At 69.8% G+C, this 17,013-nt stretch carries 17 protein-coding genes; 7 read left to right on the top strand and 10 right to left on the bottom strand.

What is annotated here, in order from left to right; genetic code table 11:
• Positions 1 to 111 precede the first annotated feature (111 nt).
• The 5 genes from HNR00_RS08055 to rpmH form a co-directional block, all read right to left on the bottom strand.
• Entirely contained in the window at positions 112 to 474 is a 363-nt protein-coding gene (locus HNR00_RS08055) for a DUF423 domain-containing protein (protein WP_183567620.1), read from the bottom strand.
• Positions 471 to 1,127 (bottom strand): ribosome biogenesis GTP-binding protein YihA/YsxC, encoded by a 657-nt coding sequence (yihA, locus tag HNR00_RS08060; RefSeq protein ID WP_183567623.1) that lies wholly within the window; start codon positions 1,125 to 1,127, stop codon positions 471 to 473. Before yihA ends, HNR00_RS08055 begins: the two co-directional genes overlap by 4 nt.
• Before the next feature lie 138 nt (positions 1,128 to 1,265).
• Complete coding sequence (yidC, locus tag HNR00_RS08065; RefSeq protein WP_183567626.1) at positions 1,266 to 3,116, bottom strand: membrane protein insertase YidC; 1,851 nt, start codon at positions 3,114 to 3,116, stop codon at positions 1,266 to 1,268.
• Positions 3,109 to 3,609 carry a ribonuclease P protein component gene (gene rnpA, locus HNR00_RS08070; protein ID WP_183567630.1) on the bottom strand — a complete coding sequence of 167 codons (501 nt, stop codon included), beginning with the start codon at positions 3,607 to 3,609 and terminating at the stop codon, positions 3,109 to 3,111. Before rnpA ends, yidC begins: the two co-directional genes overlap by 8 nt.
• 72 nt (positions 3,610 to 3,681) lie before the next feature.
• Entirely contained in the window at positions 3,682 to 3,816 is a 135-nt protein-coding gene (rpmH, locus tag HNR00_RS08075) for a 50S ribosomal protein L34 (protein ID WP_012253788.1), read from the bottom strand.
• Between the two features lie 654 nt (positions 3,817 to 4,470).
• Here rpmH and rcdA point away from each other — a divergent pair.
• Positions 4,471 to 5,004: a protease adaptor protein RcdA gene (gene rcdA / locus HNR00_RS08080; protein ID WP_183567633.1), complete on the top strand. Its 534-nt coding sequence runs from the start codon at positions 4,471 to 4,473 to the stop codon at positions 5,002 to 5,004.
• 87 nt (positions 5,005 to 5,091) lie between these two features.
• Here rcdA and rpmE read toward each other — a convergent pair whose 3' ends face one another.
• Complete coding sequence (gene rpmE / locus HNR00_RS08085; RefSeq protein WP_091942084.1) at positions 5,092 to 5,346, bottom strand: 50S ribosomal protein L31; 255 nt, start codon at positions 5,344 to 5,346, stop codon at positions 5,092 to 5,094.
• A gap of 334 nt (positions 5,347 to 5,680) precedes the next feature.
• On the opposite strand from rpmE, the gene HNR00_RS08090 reads away from it, so the two are divergent.
• Positions 5,681 to 7,528, top strand: a complete 1,848-nt coding sequence (locus tag HNR00_RS08090) for an ABC transporter transmembrane domain-containing protein (protein WP_183567636.1) — start codon at positions 5,681 to 5,683, stop codon at positions 7,526 to 7,528.
• A gap of 16 nt (positions 7,529 to 7,544) precedes the next feature.
• The gene (locus tag HNR00_RS08095) at positions 7,545 to 8,561 is read left to right on the top strand and encodes a D-cysteine desulfhydrase family protein (RefSeq protein ID WP_183567640.1); all 1,017 of its coding nucleotides are present in this window, start codon (positions 7,545 to 7,547) and stop codon (positions 8,559 to 8,561) included.
• Between the two features lie 83 nt (positions 8,562 to 8,644).
• On the opposite strand, the gene HNR00_RS08100 is transcribed toward HNR00_RS08095, so the two are convergent.
• Positions 8,645 to 9,034 carry a GIY-YIG nuclease family protein gene (locus HNR00_RS08100; RefSeq protein WP_183567643.1) on the bottom strand — a complete coding sequence of 130 codons (390 nt, stop codon included), beginning with the start codon at positions 9,032 to 9,034 and terminating at the stop codon, positions 8,645 to 8,647.
• Positions 9,035 to 9,222: 188 nt separating this feature from the next.
• The gene (gene polA, locus HNR00_RS08105; RefSeq protein WP_183568223.1) at positions 9,223 to 12,351 is read right to left on the bottom strand and encodes a DNA polymerase I; all 3,129 of its coding nucleotides are present in this window, start codon (positions 12,349 to 12,351) and stop codon (positions 9,223 to 9,225) included.
• A 451-nt stretch (positions 12,352 to 12,802) separates the two neighbouring features.
• Here polA and HNR00_RS08110 point away from each other — a divergent pair, with 451 nt between their 5' ends.
• The gene (locus HNR00_RS08110; protein ID WP_246390427.1) at positions 12,803 to 13,228 is read left to right on the top strand and encodes a hypothetical protein; all 426 of its coding nucleotides are present in this window, start codon (positions 12,803 to 12,805) and stop codon (positions 13,226 to 13,228) included.
• Positions 13,229 to 13,374: 146 nt separating this feature from the next.
• On the top strand, positions 13,375 to 13,866 hold the full coding sequence (locus HNR00_RS08115; RefSeq protein ID WP_246390429.1) for a cupin domain-containing protein: 492 nt from the start codon (positions 13,375 to 13,377) through the stop codon (positions 13,864 to 13,866).
• A gap of 3 nt (positions 13,867 to 13,869) precedes the next feature.
• On the opposite strand, the gene HNR00_RS08120 is transcribed toward HNR00_RS08115, so the two are convergent.
• Positions 13,870 to 15,030: a YihY/virulence factor BrkB family protein gene (locus tag HNR00_RS08120; RefSeq protein WP_183567646.1), complete on the bottom strand. Its 1,161-nt coding sequence runs from the start codon at positions 15,028 to 15,030 to the stop codon at positions 13,870 to 13,872.
• A gap of 278 nt (positions 15,031 to 15,308) precedes the next feature.
• Here HNR00_RS08120 and HNR00_RS08125 point away from each other — a divergent pair, with 278 nt between their 5' ends.
• Positions 15,309 to 16,028 carry a hypothetical protein gene (locus tag HNR00_RS08125; protein WP_183567649.1) on the top strand — a complete coding sequence of 240 codons (720 nt, stop codon included), beginning with the start codon at positions 15,309 to 15,311 and terminating at the stop codon, positions 16,026 to 16,028.
• Positions 16,029 to 16,347: 319 nt separating this feature from the next.
• On the opposite strand, the gene HNR00_RS08130 is transcribed toward HNR00_RS08125, so the two are convergent.
• Positions 16,348 to 16,518, bottom strand: a complete 171-nt coding sequence (locus HNR00_RS08130) for a hypothetical protein (RefSeq protein ID WP_183567652.1) — start codon at positions 16,516 to 16,518, stop codon at positions 16,348 to 16,350.
• A gap of 70 nt (positions 16,519 to 16,588) precedes the next feature.
• Here HNR00_RS08130 and HNR00_RS08135 point away from each other — a divergent pair, with 70 nt between their 5' ends.
• Positions 16,589 to 16,999, top strand: coding sequence for an SPOR domain-containing protein (locus tag HNR00_RS08135; RefSeq protein ID WP_183567655.1), 411 nt, complete (start codon positions 16,589 to 16,591; stop codon positions 16,997 to 16,999).
• Positions 17,000 to 17,013: the final 14 nt, after the last annotated feature.

Genomic DNA, 17,013 nt, shown 5'->3' on the forward strand with positions numbered 1-17,013 from the left:
TTTCGAAAGGACAAGTCCTTTCGTGGGTCCGGGGCAAAGCCCTGGTCGGCGAAGCCAATCTCGGGGCTCTGCCCCGAGGTCCCGCCAAAGGGCTTGCCCTTTGGGAACCCGTTACGGGATCAGGGCGACGACCGCGGCCAGCAGCCAGCCGGCCATCAGCACGAAGCCGCCCGTGGGTGCAGCCATCGGGAACAGGGCCTGCCCGGCGAGCGCCCGCATCGCCAGGTCGCCCGAGAACAGCGCGAGCCCGACGACCAGCGCGCCCGCCGCCGTGCGGGTGAGGGCGCCGCGGGTCAGGCCGGCGGCGGCGAGCGCCACCAGCGCCAGGATCGCTGGGGCGTGGAACAGCAGGAATTGCGAGGCCGTCTTCAGCGTCTCGCCGCCGCTCGTATGCGCCGCCGCCGCGCTGCCGGCGACGCCGAGGAGGCCCGCGAGCGCGGCCAGCGCCGCGAGGACACGGTCGAGGCCGGTCACGCGCCGCGCTCCTGCAGCAGGCGGGCGATGCTGGCACGCAGCTCCGGCACGCCCAGATCGTCGCGGCTGGAGGTCAGCAGCACCTCGGGGTAAGCCGCCGGGCGCTTGGCCAGAGCCGCGTGGATGCCGGCGATGCGCTTCTCCATCTCGGATTTCTTGAGGGCGTCGCCCTTGGTCAGGACGAGCTGGTAGGACACCGCGGCCTTGTCGAGCCCGTCGAGCAGCGCGGTGTCGATCTCCTTCAGACCGTGGCGCGAATCGATCAGCACGTAGACGCGGGCGAGGTTCGAGCGGCCCTTGAGATAGGCGTGAATCAGCCGGGTCCAGGCCTCGACCTTGGCCTTCTCGACCTGGGCGTAGCCGTAGCCCGGCATGTCCACGAGGGTGAAGCGCTCGCCGATCCGGAAGAAGTTGAGCTGCTGCGTGCGGCCCGGCGTGTGCGAGGTGCGCGCCAGCGTGTTGCGCCCGGTGAGCGCGTTGACGAGGCTCGACTTGCCGACGTTGGAGCGCCCGGCGAAGGCGATCTCGACGCCTTCCATCGGCGGCAGCGCCCCGAGTTCGGGGGCGGCCCAGGTGAAGTCGGCGGCGCCCGCGAAGAGCAGGCGGCCGGCCTCCAGCAGTTCGGGGGTGGGTTCGTCGGCGGCGAGGGTCATGAAGGGTGGCCGCTGCTTTCCCCTCCCCCTTGCGGGGAGGGGGAGGGGTGGGGGTGGTTCGGGAGGCACCGAAGCGGCCTCTCCTGAACCACCCCCACCTCCGGCTCCTCCCCGCAAGGGGGAGGAGAGTAACCTGCGTCAGCTCTTGGCCGCGGCGCCCTTGTCGCGTTTGAACGTGCCCTTCAGGTTGTCCCATAACTCCACCTTCACGCCGTTGCGGCGCATGATGACGTATTGCTGGATCACCGAGAGGGTGTTGTTCCAGGCCCAGTAGATCACCAGACCGGCCGGGAACGAGCCGAGCATGAAGGTGAAGATGATCGGCATGAAGGCGAAGACCTGCGCCTGGACCGGGTCCGGCGGCGCGGGGTTCATCTTCATCTGGACGAACATCGTGAAGCCCATGATCAGCGGCCACACGCCGAGATGGACGAAGTCGGGCGCCGCCCACGGAAGGGCGCCGAACAGGTTCAGGAGGCTCGTCGGATCGGGCGCGGCAAGGTCCTGAATCCAGCCGAAGAACGGCGCGTGCCGCATCTCGATGGTGATGAACAGCACCTTGTAGAGCGCAAAGAAGACCGGGATCTGGATCAGCACCGGCCAGCAGCCGGCGACCGGATTGATCTTCTCCTTCTTGTACAGCTCCATCATCGCCTGTTGCTGCTTCATCTTGTCGTCTTTGTACCGCTCCCGGATGGACATCATCTCGGGCTGCACGGCCTTCATCTTGGCCATGGAGACGTAGGAGCGGTTGGCGATCGGCAGGAAGAAGATCTTCAGGATCAGGGTCACGAGCAGGATCGAAACACCGAAATTGCCCGCGAGGTGGAAGAAGAAGTCCAGCGCGCGGAACATCGGCTTGGTCAGGAACCAGAACCAGCCCCAGTCGATCATCGAGTCGAACTCGAGGATGTTCAGCTCGCGCTTGTACTCGTTGATCTGGTTGACCTCCTTGGCGCCCGCGAACAGGCGCTGCGTCGAGGCCGAGGAGGCGCCCGGCGCCACCGCGACGGCGTCGCCCCGCACGCTGGTCTGGTAGACCTTGGTGGCCCCGTCGGTGCGCTCGGTGAAGGCGCCGGTATAGGGCTTGTCCTGCTCGGGGATCGCGGCGGCGGCCCAGTACTTGTCGGTGATGCCGACCCAGCCGCCGGTCACGTTCGACCACGCCTTGCCGTGGGTGCTGGCGCCGCCGTAGGCCGGCTCCTTGGCGATGGCGTCGTAGCTGTATTCCTGCAGGCGCTCGCCGCCGAGCCAGCCGATCAGGCCCTCGTGCAGCACGTAGTAGCCCTGGGTGACCGGCTTACCCCAGCGGGAGACGAGGCTGTAGGGATAGAGGGTGACGGCGTTGGCCGACTTGTTCTCGACCTCGTCGCGGACCGTGAACATGAACTTGTCGTCGACCGCGAGGATGCGCTTGAAGACGAGGCCCTGGCCGTTGTCCCAGGTCAGCGTCACCGGCTTGCCGGGCGCCAGCAGGTCGCCCTCGGCCTTCCACAGCGTGTCGGCGTTGGGCAGCGGGCCGGCATTCTGCCCCACCCAGCCGAACTCGGCGTAGTAGGGGTTCGGGCTGCCCGTGGGCGAGAGCAGGACGATGCGCGGGCTCTCGTCGCTGACGGTCTCGTGGTAGTTCTTCAGGCTCACGTCGTCGATGCGCGCGCCCTTGAGGGCCACCGAGCCGTAGAGCGCGGGCGTGTCGATGCGGATGCGGGCCGAGCGGGCCAGCGCGTCCTCGCGCGAGACCGGGCCGGCGGCGGGCGTCGGCAGGGTGCCGGGCACGGGCGCCGAGGGGCCGCCCTGCTGCGGGCTCGGACCGGGCACGCCGTCGGCGGGCGAGGTGCCGCCGGGCTGCTGCGTGGTCTGGCTCTGCGCCGCCGCCTGTTGCTGCCGTTGCTTCTCGGTCGCCGGGCCGGTCACGAAGTAGTGCCAGCCGAGCAGGACCACCAGAGACAAGGCGATCGCGACGAACATGTTCGTCTTGTCGTTACCCATCGGTCGATCCGTCAGGCGCCATCGGTGCGGGAAGGGAGGAAGGCATAACAGAGGAAGGCTTGCCGGCAGGCCGATCCCGGCCGCGGCGGGGGCCGCGGGCCGGGTTCGGCCGGTCGGAGGATGGTTTGGGGCCCGGAGGCTTGGTCACCGTGCGCAGCGCTCGGCGCAGGTCCTCGACGAGGCTCTCGAACGGCGCGTCGATCGCCGGGCGGCGGGCGATCACGACCACGTCGGCCCCGATCTCGGGCGCGCCGTCGGCCGCAAGGGCGAGCGCGCTGCGCAGGCGGCGGCGAATCCGGTTGCGTTCGGTCGCATGGCCCACGCGCTTGGTGATGGTGAAGCCGAGGAACAGGCCCTCAGCGGGCGCGCCGTCGCGCTGCTCGTCCGGCTCGCGCAGACGCCCCTGGGCGCTCATGCGCTCGGTGTGGAAGCGCCGGCCCCCGGCCGCGGCCAGGAAGTCCGGGCGCCGCCGGAGTCGGCGGATCGTCGACACGGGCGCTCCGAGGCCGGCCATGCCGAGGCAGGGCGGCGAAAGGGCACCGCCGAGGGGCGGCGCCGGATTCCGTCAGGCCGAGAGGCGCTTGCGGCCGTGCGCGCGGCGGGCGGCGATGACCTTGCGGCCACCGGCCGTCGCCATGCGGGCGCGGAAGCCGTGACGGCGCTTCCGGACGAGCTTGCTGGGCTGGTAGGTTCTCTTCATGGCGGGTCTCCGGCGGCCGAGGGGACGGCCCGGCGGCGCTTCACCAGCGCGCGAACCGGCCTTAAGCCTCGAAATGGGATCTGCAAACGCGAAGGGCGCCCGGACGGGGCGCCGCTTCGCAATGGCGCGGCTTATGGCGGAGGGGAGGGGCCAAGTCAATGATGGGGCTATCGGTCGCCGTCGTGCCCGCCGCTCATTAACGCCGCCGTCATTCCGGGGCCGTGCAGCGAAACCCGGAATCCACCCGCGATGCGCGGCCTCATGCGGCGTCGAGGCCCGTCGTGGATTCCGGGTTCGCCTCCGGCGCCCCGGAATGACGGGCGTTCGTGAGAGGACGGCGCTGCGCTTAACCGCCCGTTAACCTTTCCAGGGTACGAAGGAGCACATCCAGATTGTCTGGATCCTGAGTGGGTCTTCTGTCCACTCTGTTTGATGCCTCCCTGTAGACTCGCGACAAGCCGCTCTTCGGAGCGGCTTTTTTTTCGCCCCGGCGCCGCCGTCGGCTCGCCGCGCCCGGCCCGCGCCGTTAACCTTAAAAGATCGTGAAGCCCCTTCCGCGGCCCGATCGGCGCTACACTTGCCCCCGTCACCGCAGCCGCACCGAACCCGTCCCGCTTCGGGACGAAACGAGCGCCGCGCGGCACAGGAGGCAGGATGACCGAGTTCGACGTGACGTTCCGGGACGAGCGCCATTGGGTGAGCTTCGGCGAGTCCTACGTGGCGTCGGAGGGGTTCCGCACCCTGTTCCGCGAGGGGATGCTGCTGGTCGAGGAGACCGCGGCCTATCTCGACGGCGAGGGCCGGACCGAATCGCGGCTGATTTCCCGGGACGCGACGCTGGCCTATGCCAGCGAGAGCATGCGGCTCACCACCCGCCTGATGCAGATCGCGTCCTGGCTCCTCGTGCAGCGGGCGGTGTCGGAAGGCGAACTGACCCTCGGGCAGGCCCAGGAAGAGAAGACCCGGGTGAAGCTCAACGAGACCGAGCGGGTGCCGGCCGAATCGACCGAGGCCTTCGCCGCCCTGCCGCTGCGGCTCCAGGATCTCGTGCGCCGCTCGCGCCGGCTCCACGCCCGCATCCTGCATCTCGACCGGTTGATCAGCGAGGATCGCCCTGCGCCGGTGCCGCTGGAGAGCCCGGTGACGGCCCAGTTCGGGCGGCTTCAGGCGGCGTTCGGGGGCAAATAGCCCTCGTCGTCGTCGATCCGGAAACGAAAACGGCGCCGCAAGCGGCGCCGTTTCAACGAATCGGGCCAGCGCCCGAATCCCAGAAGATCACTTCTTGGCGAAGCCGAGGCCGGCGAAGCGGGTGTTGAAGCGCGACACGCGGCCGCCTCGATCGAGCATCTTCTGCTCGCCGCCGGTCCAGGCCGGGTGCGTGGTCGGGTCGATGTCGAGGTTGAGGACGTCGCCTTCCTTGCCGTAGGTGGAGCGGGTCCGGTACTCGGTGCCGTCGGTCATCACGACCTTGATGAAGTGGTAGTCGGGGTGCTCGGTCCCCTTGGCCTTGTCGGCCGCATTCTTTGCCATGACGCATTCCTGAGGTAGCAACCCGACCGGCCACGCCGCCGTGAAACCGGCCTAGGGCAAAAGATCGCGCGCATTCGGTTGAGGGCGCGCCTATACCTCAGCGTCCAGGGCCGGACAAGAGAGCCGAGAACACGGGTATCGTCCGATCCGAGGAATTGTGCCGTATGACCGGGCGCGAAGAGCGCCCCGCGAAGCGGCCTCGGCTCGGCCGAGGCGTCTAGCGGAGCGAAAGCCTAAGCCCGCGGAGGCGGGCGCCGGCGACTGAGGCTATAAGGAAGGAAAGGGATCGTCGCGGGAGCGAGGATCCCAGGGGAAGAAACGATGACGAGGAACGATGGCCCGCGCGCGTGAGGGGATGTCCGGAGCCGCGGACGCGACTGCCCGAGGGAAGGCGCCGCTCGGCGCGCTGAGGCCCCTGGTTCCGTTCGCCGCCCGCTACCGCGGCCGCATCCTGGCGGCGCTGATCTCGCTGATCGCGGCGTCGGGCGCGACGCTGGTGGTGCCCGTGGCGATCCGGCGGGTGATCGATCACGGCTTCTCGCCGGAGGGTCAGGCCTTCATCAACTCCTACTTCATCGCCCTGCTCGGGGTGGTGGCGGTGCTCGCGGTGTCGAGCGCGGGCCGCTATTACTCCGTCGTCACGCTCGGCGAGCGGGTCGTCGCCGACCTGCGCTCGGCGGTCTTTGCGCGATTGACCAGCCTCGATCCGACCTTCTTCGACAAGTCCCAATCCGGCGAGATCGTCTCGCGGCTCACCGCCGACGCCACCCAGGTCAAGGCGGTGTTCGGCGTCTCGATCTCGATCCTCTTGCGCAACCTGTTCCTATTCGTCGGCGCCGTCGTCATGATGGTGTGGACGAGCCCCGGCCTGTCGATCCTCGTGCTGGCCGCGATCCCGCTCATCGTCTTTCCGCTGATCGTCTCGGGCCGCGGCGTGCGCCGCCGCTCGCGCGCCGCGCAGGACCGGCTGGCCGACGCCTCGGCCTATGCCGCGGAAGCGGTCGGCGCGATCCGCACGATGCAGGCCTTTGGCATGGGCCGCACCACCGCCGAGCGCTTCGCTGCGGCCTCCGAGAACGCCTACGGCGCGGCCCGCGCCTCGATCACGGCCCGCGCCCTGCTGACCGGCGTGGCGATCTTCCTCATCTCGGCCTCGGTCGTCGGCGTGATGTGGTACGGCGCCAAGGAGGTGCTCGCGGGCACCACCTCCGCCGGCCAGCTCTCGCAATTCGTGCTCTACGCGGTGTTCGGCGCGAGCGCGCTCGGCCAGCTCTCGGAGGTCTACGGCGAACTCGCCCAGGCCGCGGGCGCCGCCGAGCGCCTCGGCGAGATTTTGGCGACCGAGCCGGTGATCCAGTCTCCGGCGAACCCGGTTCCGCTGCCGAGCCCGGCCCGCGGGGCCATTGCCTTCGAGAACGTGCGCTTCCGCTACCCGACGCGCCCAGAACACGCCGCGCTCGACGGCGTCTCCTTCGCGGTGGCGCCGGGCGAGCGGGTGGCTTTGGTCGGGCCTTCGGGGGCCGGCAAGACCACGGTCCTGCAATTGCTGCTGCGCTTCTACGATCCGGACGAGGGCGCGGTGCGCCTCGACGGCGTGAGCCTGCCCCATGCCGACCTCGACCCGTTGCGCGCCCGCCTGTCGCTGGTGCCGCAGGACCCGGTGGTCTTTTCCGGCACGGTCTCGGAGAACATCCGCTACGGCCGGCCCGAGGCCAGCGACGCGCAGGTCGAGGAGGCGGCCCGCCTCGCCAACGCGGACGGGTTCATCCGCGCCCTGCCGCAGGGCTACGCGACGCTGCTGGGCGAGCGCGGCACGACGCTCTCCGGCGGCCAGCGCCAGCGCGTCGCCATCGCCCGCGCGATCCTCAAGGACGCCCCCGTGCTGCTCCTCGACGAGGCGACCTCGGCGCTCGACGCCGAGAGCGAGCGCGCGGTCCAGACCGCCCTCGACCGGCTGATGCAGGGGCGCACCACGCTCGTCATCGCCCATCGCCTCGCCACGATCCGCGCGGCCAACCGCATCCTCGTGTTCGACGGCGGCCGCATCGTCGAGGAGGGCACGCACGAGAGCCTGCTGGCGGAAGGCCGGCTCTACGCGCAGCTCGCGAGTCTGCAATTCACCGACGCCTTCGACGAGAGCGCGCGCTCCCGCGATCCCGGCCCGAAAGTCGCGGCGGAGTAGGCCGGGAGCAGGCGCCTTGGACCTCACCCGCTTCCCCCGCGCGGCGCTCACCGACGGCCCGACGCCGATCCGCTCGCTCGACCGGCTCTCGACCCATCTCGGGGGAGAACTGAACGGCGTGCGCCTGTTCGTGAAGCGGGACGATGTCGGCCCCGTGGGCGGGGGCGGCAACAAGTTGCGCAAGCTGGAATTCCTGCTCGGCCAAGCGCTGGCGGAGCGCGCCGACACGGTGATCACCGTCGGCGCCCTGCAATCGAACCATGCCCGCCTCACCGCGGCGGCGGCCGCCCGCCTCGGGCTCGCCTGCGAGCTGTTCCTCACCCGCAGCGTCCCGCGCGACGACTCCGACTACACCGGCAACGGCAACCGCCTGCTGCACGAACTCTTCGGCGCCCGCGTCCACCTCCTGCCGGGGGAGGCCGATTCGCTTGGATACGCCGAGGCGCGGGCAAAAACCCTGCGCGGGGAGGGCCGGCGCGTCTGCGTCTTCCCCTCCGGCGGATCGAGCCCGCTCGGCTGCCTCGGCTACGCCGCCTGCGCCGCCGAGATCGCCGAGCAGGCCGCCGTGCTGAGCCTCGACTTCGCCCGCGTCGTCGTCCCCAACGGCAGCGCCGGCACCCATGCCGGCCTCGCCGCCGGCTTTTGGGCGATGGGGCACGATCCCCGGCGCGTCCTGTCCTACACCGTGCTCGCCCCGCCGGATGAGGCTGAAGCCGCGACCCTCGCGCGAGCCCGCGACACCGTCGCGCTGATCGACCCGACCCTGGCCTTCCCCGACGACGGCATCGCCCTCGACGGCGCCCACCGCGGCCCCGGCTACGGCATCCCGACGGAGGGCATGCGGGAGGCCGTGCGGCTGATGGCCCGCACCGAAGGGCTGCTGCTCGACCCGGTCTACAGCGGCAAGGCCTTTGCCGGCCTGCTGCACGACGTGCGCGCGGGAGCCTATCCGGCGGGGGCGGCTTTGCTGTTCGTGATGACCGGTGGGGTGCCGGGGTTGTTTGCGTATCGGGGGGCGATTGCCGGGGGGTGAGGGTTTGGGACTGCGCTCCCACCCATCCCCCTCATCCTGAGGTGGCGCCGCGCAGCGGCGCCCTCGAAGGAGGGTTCCAGGGATCAACGAGACTTCTGGAGCCCTCCTTCGAGGCCCGCCGAGGCGGGCACCTCAGGATGAGGCATTTGGGTTGGACGAGAGAGGGATGGGTCGGCCGCCCGTTGTGCGCCGAGCCGCTTGGCCGCCGCCTGCAACCCGTCCCAATCGCCGCGGATCAGCGCTTCCTTCTTCGCCCGGCTCCATCCCTTCAGCCGTCGCTCGCAGGCAACCGCCTCGTCGAAGCGCTCGAACGGCTCCGACCAGACGAGCATAACCGGGCGACGCGAGCTGGTATAGCCGGCAAAGGTGCCGGCCTGATGCTCGCCGACCCGTTTCTCCAAGGACTCCCCGCGTGACGAGCCGACGTAATAGCTGCCGTCGGCGCAGCGAAGCATGTAGACGAAGGCAGGCATGGGTCGTGCGGCGACTCGATGGTGATCCGCGTCATCCTACCAAACTCCCTCATCCTGAGGTGCTGAGCGTCAGCTCAGCCTCGAAGGAGGGCTCCAGGGATCGCGCGATACGCTGGAGCCCTCCTTCGAGGCTGCTTCGCAGCACCTCAGGATGAGGGGGGTGGTTGGGATGAAGGAAGGCGACGCCCTCAATGCGCCTCCTCCCAATTCCCCGCCGCCCGCGCCTCCACCACCAGCGGCACGCTGAGCGTCAGAGCCGGAGCCGGCGCCTCCTCCATCACCCGCGCGATCACGGGGATCGCCCGCTCCACCTCCTCGGCATGCGCCTCGAACACCAGTTCGTCGTGCACCTGCAGCAGCATCCGCACGTCGAGGTTTTCCGCGGTCAGCGCGTCCTCCATCCGCGTCATGGCGCGGCGGATGATGTCGGCGGCGGTGCCCTGGATCGGGGCGTTGATGGCTTGGCGCTCGACGCTCGCCCGCTCGGACGGGTTGTTCGAGCGGATCTGCGGATAGTGGCAGACGCGGCCGAACAGGGTGGTGACGTAGCCCTTGTCGCGGCACGAACGCTTCGTCGTGTCGATGTAGTCGCGGATGCCGGGAAAGCGCTCGAAATACTGCTTGATGAAGGCGGACGCCTCCTCGCGGCCGATGCCGAGGCGGTCGGCGAGGCCAAAGGCCGAGATGCCGTAGATGATGCCGAAATTGATCGTCTTGGCCCGGCGCCTGAGATCCCCGGTCATCTGGTCGAGCGGCACGCCGAACATGGCGCTGGCCGTGGCCGCGTGGATGTCGAGCCCCTGCTCGAACGCCTCCTGCAATTGCGGGATGTCGGCGATGTGGGCGAGCAGCCGCAGCTCGATCTGGGAATAGTCGGCCGAGATCAGCCGCTTGCCCTCCGGCGCCACGAAGGCGCGCCGGATGCGGCGGCCCTCTTCCGTGCGGATCGGGATGTTCTGCAGGTTCGGGTCGGAGGAGGAGAGCCGGCCCGTGGTGGTGGCGGCGAGCGCGAACGAGGTGTGGACCCGGTCGGTCTGCCGGTCGGCGTGCTCCTGCAGCGAGTCGGTGTAGGTCGATTTCAGCTTCGCGAGCTGGCGCCAGTTCAGGATCTTTTTGGGCAGTTCGTGGCCGGCCTGGGCCAATTCTTCCAGCAGCGTCGCGGGCGTGGCCCATTGGCCGGACGGCGTCTTCTTCGCGCCGGGCAGGCCCATCTTGCCGAACAGCACGTCGCCGATCTGCTTCGGTGAGGAGACCTGAAATCTCTCGCCCGCGTCCTCCTGAATCTCCTCTTCGAGGCGCGCCAGGATCTGCGAGAAGTCGCCCGAGAGGCGGCTCAGCATGTTGCGGTCGATGCGGATGCCGGCCCGCTCCATCCGGGCGAGCACCGGCACCAGCGGGCGTTCCAGCGTCTCGTAGACGGTGACGCGCCGCTCGGCGACGAGACGCGGCTTCATCATCCGCCACAGCCGCAGCGTCACGTCGGCGTCCTCGGCGGCGTAAGCCGTGGCCTTGTCCAGCGGCACCCGCTCGAAGGTGATCTTGTTGCGGCCGGTGCCGCACACGTCCGAGAAGGTGATCGGCTGGTGGCCGAGATGGCGCCGCGCCAGTTCGTCCATGCCGTGCCCGCCCTTGCCGGCATCGAGCACGTAGGAGATCAGCATCGTGTCGTCGAACGGCGTCACGTCGATGCCGTAACGGTGCAGGACGGACAGGTCGTATTTGAGGTTCTGGCCGATCTTGAGGGTGCCGGCATCCTCCAGCAGCGGCTTGAGCAGCTTGAGGGCGGTGTCGAGCTTGATCTGCTCCGGCGCCTTGGCCTCCGCAGCGCCGTCGCCGAACAGGTCTCCGCCCTTCTGGTCGGGGGCGACGTGGGCGAGCGGGATGTAGCAGGCCCGGCCCGGCGCGGTGGCGAGCGAGACGCCCACCAGCCCGGCCTTGGCCGCGTCGAGCGCGTCGGTCTCGGTATCGACCGCGATGACGCCGGCCTCGTAGGCTTCCGCGATCCAGGCTTCCAGCTGCGCCACCGTGGTCACGGTCTCGTAGGCTGCCGTGTCGAACGGCTTTACGGACTCTGCCGCGCGGGCGGCGACCAGCGTCGAGGGTGTGGGCTCCGAGGGGCCGCGCTTCTTCGGCGCGGCGTCGGGTAGATTCAGATCGGCGAAGGGATCGGCCTCGCCCGCTTCCGGCGGAGCGGCGCCGTCGGTGCGTTCGGGGGCCGCCGCGGTCTCGGGATCGACCGGCACGGCATCGCCGAAGAACGGCACCGCGTCCGAGCCACCGGCCGCGTTGGTGTAGGCGTGGGGCTGCGCGCCCGGTAGCAGCGCCGGATCGGGCTTCACCGCTTCCGGATCGACGTGGAGCATCTGGGCGATGCGCCGCGTGAGCGTGTTGAACTCCATGGCTTTCAGGAAGCCGACGAGCTTTTGCGGGTCCGGCTCCGGCACGCCGAGCTCGTCGAGCGGCACCGGCACCGGCACGCTCTCCTCCAGCGCCACGAGGCGGCGGGAGAGCTTGGCCTGGTCGATGTTGGCCAGCAGCGTCTCGCGGCGCTTGGGCTGCTTGATCTCAGCGGCCCGCTCCAGAAGCTGCTCCAGGCTGCCGTATTCCTTGATGAGGGCGGCGGCGGTCTTCAGGCCGATGCCGGGCACGCCCGGCACATTGTCCGAGGTGTCGCCGATCAGCGCCAGCGCGTCGCCGATCTGCTCCGGGGTCAGCCCCTCCCACTTGGCGATAATCGCGTCGCGGTCGAGGTTGCGCTCGGGCCGGTAGCCGGGCTTGCCCTTGGCGCCCGACTCGAAATCGTAGAACCGGATCTTGTCGGAGACGAGCTGCATCAGGTCCTTGTCGGAGGACACGATGATGACCTCGGCGCCCCGCGCCTCGGCTTGCCGCGCGTAGGTCGCGATCAGGTCGTCGGCCTCGTAGCGGATCAGCTCGACCGCGTGCAGGCCGAAGGCGCGCACCGCGTCGCGCATCAGCGGCATCTGCCGCTTGAGGTCGTCCGGCGCGTCGGGGCGGTGGCCCTTGTAGTCGGGAAACAGCTCCTTGCGGAACGAGCCCTCGGACTTGTCGAAGACGATGCCGAGATGGGTCGGCTTCACCCCCGCCGCGCCGTCCTGCAGGAACTGGGCGATCTTGGTGCAGAACAGCCGCACCGCCCCGGTCGGCAGGCCGTCGCTCGGCCTCGTGTTGTACTTCTGGTCCTGGTTGATCGACTGGAAATACGCGCGGAAGATGAAGGACGAGCCATCGACCAGGATCACCCGGTCGTCGGCGCCGACGGGCTTGGCCGGGGCGGCGTGGGTCTCGTCGGTCATCGGGCAAGCCACCATCGGCGGGACGAAAACGGGCAGGGCGAAGCCATAGAGCATTTTGGCTCGTCCTCGCCATCGCCGGAGCCACGGGAAATGCCGCAGGTCCCCGCCTCGCGCGCGATCGAGCCCCGCCGGGATCGGGGCGCCGGCCGAACCGTCCGGCTGCCCCTGGGCCCCGTGCGTCGTCGCACCTGCCGCGCGTGCGCTGCAAAAACGACGCAACCGTTTGACATTTAATGTTAATTCACAATGCGCATCCTGTCGCTGCACCAAAATTCATCGCGGATAGTCTATTCCGCATTATAACGATGGTGCGGTGCGACAAAACGGGCATTGTCGTGCCGATGATCAGCACCAAATCGGATCCATCGCAAACGAGCGGTGACAGTGCAGCCGGCGAATACGCTGACTGTATCAGTCGCACCGCTCAAGATGCACCGTCAAAGGATCGATCATGAAGACCTTCACCAAGATCACCGCCGCCGTCGCCCTGTCGCTCGGCATGGCCGCCACCCCGTCGCTGGCTCAGGGCGTCTACGACAGCCCCAGCTACAACCGTGACGGCACGCTCAACGTCTGGGGCGCGCATATCGAGCCGACCCGTCCGGGCACCGGCCTGCTGGGCGGCGTCGGCTCCGTGGTCGGCGGCGTGACGGGCGCGGCGGGCACCATCGTCGGCGGCACGCTCGGCGCGGCGGGCAACGTCGTGGGCGGCGTGGTCGGCGGCACGGTCCGCGCGACGGACGACATCGTCACCGGCTCGGTCGGCCCGCGCGGCGACCGCTACACCGACTACTCGGCCCGCGCCGGCAACGCCGAGCAGACGAACCGCACTGTGCCGCAGTACGGCCGCGTCAGCGGCGGCCCGGCCGCTTACTGATCTCGACACCATCGTGAACTGACAGGAACGGCGGGGCAGGAGCCCCGCCGTTCCCTTTTGCGTGATGGGCGGGCGCCGCGGCAACGATGCGGGCGAACGGGCGTTGGGCCGCGAACCTGCCCGCCGACATCATGCCGAGAATGACGATGCAGCTTCGAACCGCCCTGACGGCCGCAGCCCTCTCCGCCCTGCTCGCAACTCCCGCCTTTGCGGCCGGCAAGCACGGGCATTCCGCCGCCGTGACCCTGCCGGACGGGGCCGCGATTCAATGGCAGCCGGGACCGGCGAACCTGCCCAGGGGCACGCAGATCGCGGCGCTGGCGGGCGATCCGGCCAAGCCCGGCCCGTTCGTGCTGCGGATCCGGTTCCCGGCCGACACCGTGATCGCGCCGCACACCCACGCGAAGGACGAGACGCTGACGATCCTCTCCGGCTCCATCTACCACCAGCACGGCAGGACGTTGGACAAGAGCAAGGGCGAGCCGCTCAGGGCCGGCGGCTTCGTCTACCTGCCGGAAGCCATGCCGCATGCGCTGTGGACCACCGACGAGGCGGTGGTGCTGCAGGTCAACGGCAGCGGCCCGTTCGGCGTCGATTACCTGAACCCCGCCGACGACCCGAGCCGCGCCCAGAAATAGCGCTCAGGCCGCCGCGCCGACGGTATCGGCCATCTTGGCGTCGCGGTCGCCCAGGGGCTTGGGCGCGCCGACCGTGGTGTCCTCCGCGGTCTGGTGCTCGGTCTCCGCGTTGATCTGCGCGCCGAGCAGCACGATCGTGGTGGAGATCCAGATCCACGTCATGAAGCCGATGGCGGCGCCGAGCGAGCCGTAGGTCTTGTCGTACGAGCCGAAATTCGCGACGTACCACGAGAACAGCAGCGAACCGGCGAGCCACAGGAAGGCGGCCAGCGTGCCGCCCGGCGTCACCCAGCGCCAGCGGGGCGCGTCGCGGCTCGGGCCGTAGCGGTAGAGCACGGCGAGCATCCCGAGCACGACGAGGAAGAGCGCCGGCCAGCGCAGCAGCGCGATCCACCAGCCCTCGGTGCTGAGGCCCAGCGTCTGAATCGCCACCGGCACGGCGACGATGCCGGCGAGCGCCAGCACGACGAAGAGCAGCGCGCCTGCCGTGAAGGCGAGCGAGACGAGGTTCAGCCGGAAGAAGCCGCGCCGCTCCCGCTCGTCGTAGACGAGGTTGAGCGCGTCGAACACGTGCTTCACCCCGCCGTTGGCGCTCCAGACCGAGAGCGCGATGCCGGTGAGTGCGGTGAGCCCGAGGGTCGTGTCGCCCTTCTCGGTGACGCGCTTGACCTGCTCGGCCACGATATCGAGCCCGCCCGAGGGCAGGACGCCGCGCAGCGACGCGATCTGCTCGTTGATCGTCGCGACATCGGCGATCAGGCCGTAGACCGAGACCAGGGCGGCGACCGCCGGGAAGAGCGCCAGCAGCACGAAGAAGGTCACGCCCGCCGAGACCAGCATCAGCCGGTTCTCGCCGACGTCGCGGTAGGCGCGCTTGAGGATGTCCCACCAGCCCGCCGCCGGAATCTTTTCGGGGCTCTCCGCGGCGCGTCCGCGATGTTTTTCCGCCTGCGCCACCCGGTGCGCGTCCGCGCCTTCGTGAGAGGGGGATTCCTGACGCGCGGCATCCGTGTTTCGGCCCTGCGACGAGGCGACCGCCCGCGGCACTCCGCGGCGCGGCAAGGCGACGAGGCCGAGGAGCGCGGCCGATACGGCGAGCGTCCACAGCGTCGCGTGGCGCGGGTCGGACGGAGGGGAGGGGAGGGGGCGGTCGTTCGTCGGCATCGGTCGCTCGGCTCCGGCCGCGACGGGAGGCGGCTTGTCGGCAACCGAACCACGATGCCGGCGGTTCACATCGGCGTGAGAGTCGATGCTCGGTGCCTTGAAAAATTCACAATTCAGACACCGTTCCGCCGGAACCGCAAAGCTCGGCCCTTTGTTGTTGGCGCATCGGTCGAACGCGACCCCTCGCAGCGTGTCTCTCACGACTTTTCCCGCCGCGTCGGGTGGGAAACGGACTCCCGAGGACCGGGAGCGTCGTGAGGCCAATTCAGGAGCCGACGATGCCCGCGATCCTGCCCCGCTCCGGACGGCGCGTCGCGCTCGTCCTGGCCTCCTCGGCCCTGGTTCTCTCGACGGTCGCGGGCGTCCACGCCCAGGAGGACGGCTTCAGCGGGGTGTTCGGCCATCTCTTCGGCGGCACCCCGCGGCAGACGGTGGCTCCGGCGCCCGCGCCGGTCCAAGCCGCGCCGAGCTACTACGGCGGCGGTGAGGTGAACGAGCGCTACCGCTGGCGCCGCCACGCCCGCGGCGCCGAGCGTCGTGCCAAGCCCAAGGTGCGCTACGCCGCCCTGCCCAATGCCGAGGACGTCTCCGGCGTCAGCGGCAAGCAGCCGGTCGATCAGAAGGCGATCGCCGCCAACCCCACCGCCGCGCTCCTGCGCGACGAAACCCTGCGCCCCGGCGACATCGTGGTGATGCCGAACGGCCCGAAGGTCTTCCTGGGCCACGAGGAGCGCGGGCGCGGCGCCAAGGCCAACCGTCACCGGATGAGCGACTTCGAGGACGTGCGCAACTCCCGATCCGTCGATTCGAAGACGCGCAAGCAACTCCTCGCCATGATGGTCCCCCAAGGCGCCATGCCGGCGGAAGAGGCCCGCAAGGCGCTCGCCAAGGCCCGCCGCCTCGCGCCGAAGGAGGAGATCGAGACGCTCACCCGGCAGGCGCGCAACGAGACCGGCGAGGGTACGCGGGTGATCAGCCTGTGGAAGGCGGCGCAGTAGGCCGCCGGTCCATCCGCTCCCCGGATCGAGCCGCCGCACCGCTCGCGAGGCGGCTCGTTCCCGATTAGTGCTCGTGACCTTGCACGGCGGGCGATGGGGCCGGATTCACCTATCCGGACATTCGGCGCTGAAACCACCGGGCGTTCGGGCCCGATCTGCAATTTCTGTTTACCTCGCGAACCCCAGACTCGCGCCCGGACCGATCAGGCTCGGCACGTAAGGCCGTGCGCCTCTCCGGCCGCGTCGCGAGGACTGAGAATGGCGTCAGAGTCCGACCCTGCCGACGCCTCCGGCAGATCGCGATGGCCATCGTTTCGGGTTACGCGATCGGGCGGACGGCGATGAAGCCGGTCTCGTCCGCCTCCGTGGCCTTCGCGGCGCTTTCACTCTGGGCTGTCGGCCATTTCGCCGACATCGCCGATGTCGTGAGGGATCGGTCCGGAGCCTCGTCCAGCGAGACCGCCGCCTCGACGATCACGCCTTCGGTCAAACGCGTGGCCGTTCGAATCCAAGCCCACGATCCGGCACTGCCGGCCTCGTACCTCGACGGCGTTCGCATCATGCACACGGCGTCCCCGTCCTCGAGGCCCGAGGCAACCGCCGACGACAGGGCGGAGCGCGAGCGGGATCGAAGCGTCTCGCCGACCGATTGGCTCGGAGAGCCGCGCGCCGTACGCACGGTCGTGGTGAAACGGGACGAGACCGCTCCGCCCTCCGGCACCGCCCCGATCCGCGGCGACGCGGCGCAAGGCGAGGCGCGCCGATCCGGGAGCGATGCGCAGGCGATCTTGCGGGAGATGCGGGTCGAGTACGGGCCGGTCGCCGGCCAGCCCGAGATGATCCCCCGGGCCGGGGCGGACGGCACCGTGGTCTACCATGTCCGCGTCGGTCCTTTCGCCCGGGACGATGCGGAGCGACTCTGCAACGCGCTGCGAGAGTCGGGCGGGCCCTGTCCTACGGCGCGGGAGTGACGTCGGCTCGGTGG

It is taken from the genome of Methylorubrum rhodinum (assembly GCF_014199935.1).
Taxonomy (GTDB): Bacteria; Pseudomonadota; Alphaproteobacteria; order Rhizobiales; family Beijerinckiaceae; genus Methylobacterium; species Methylobacterium rhodinum.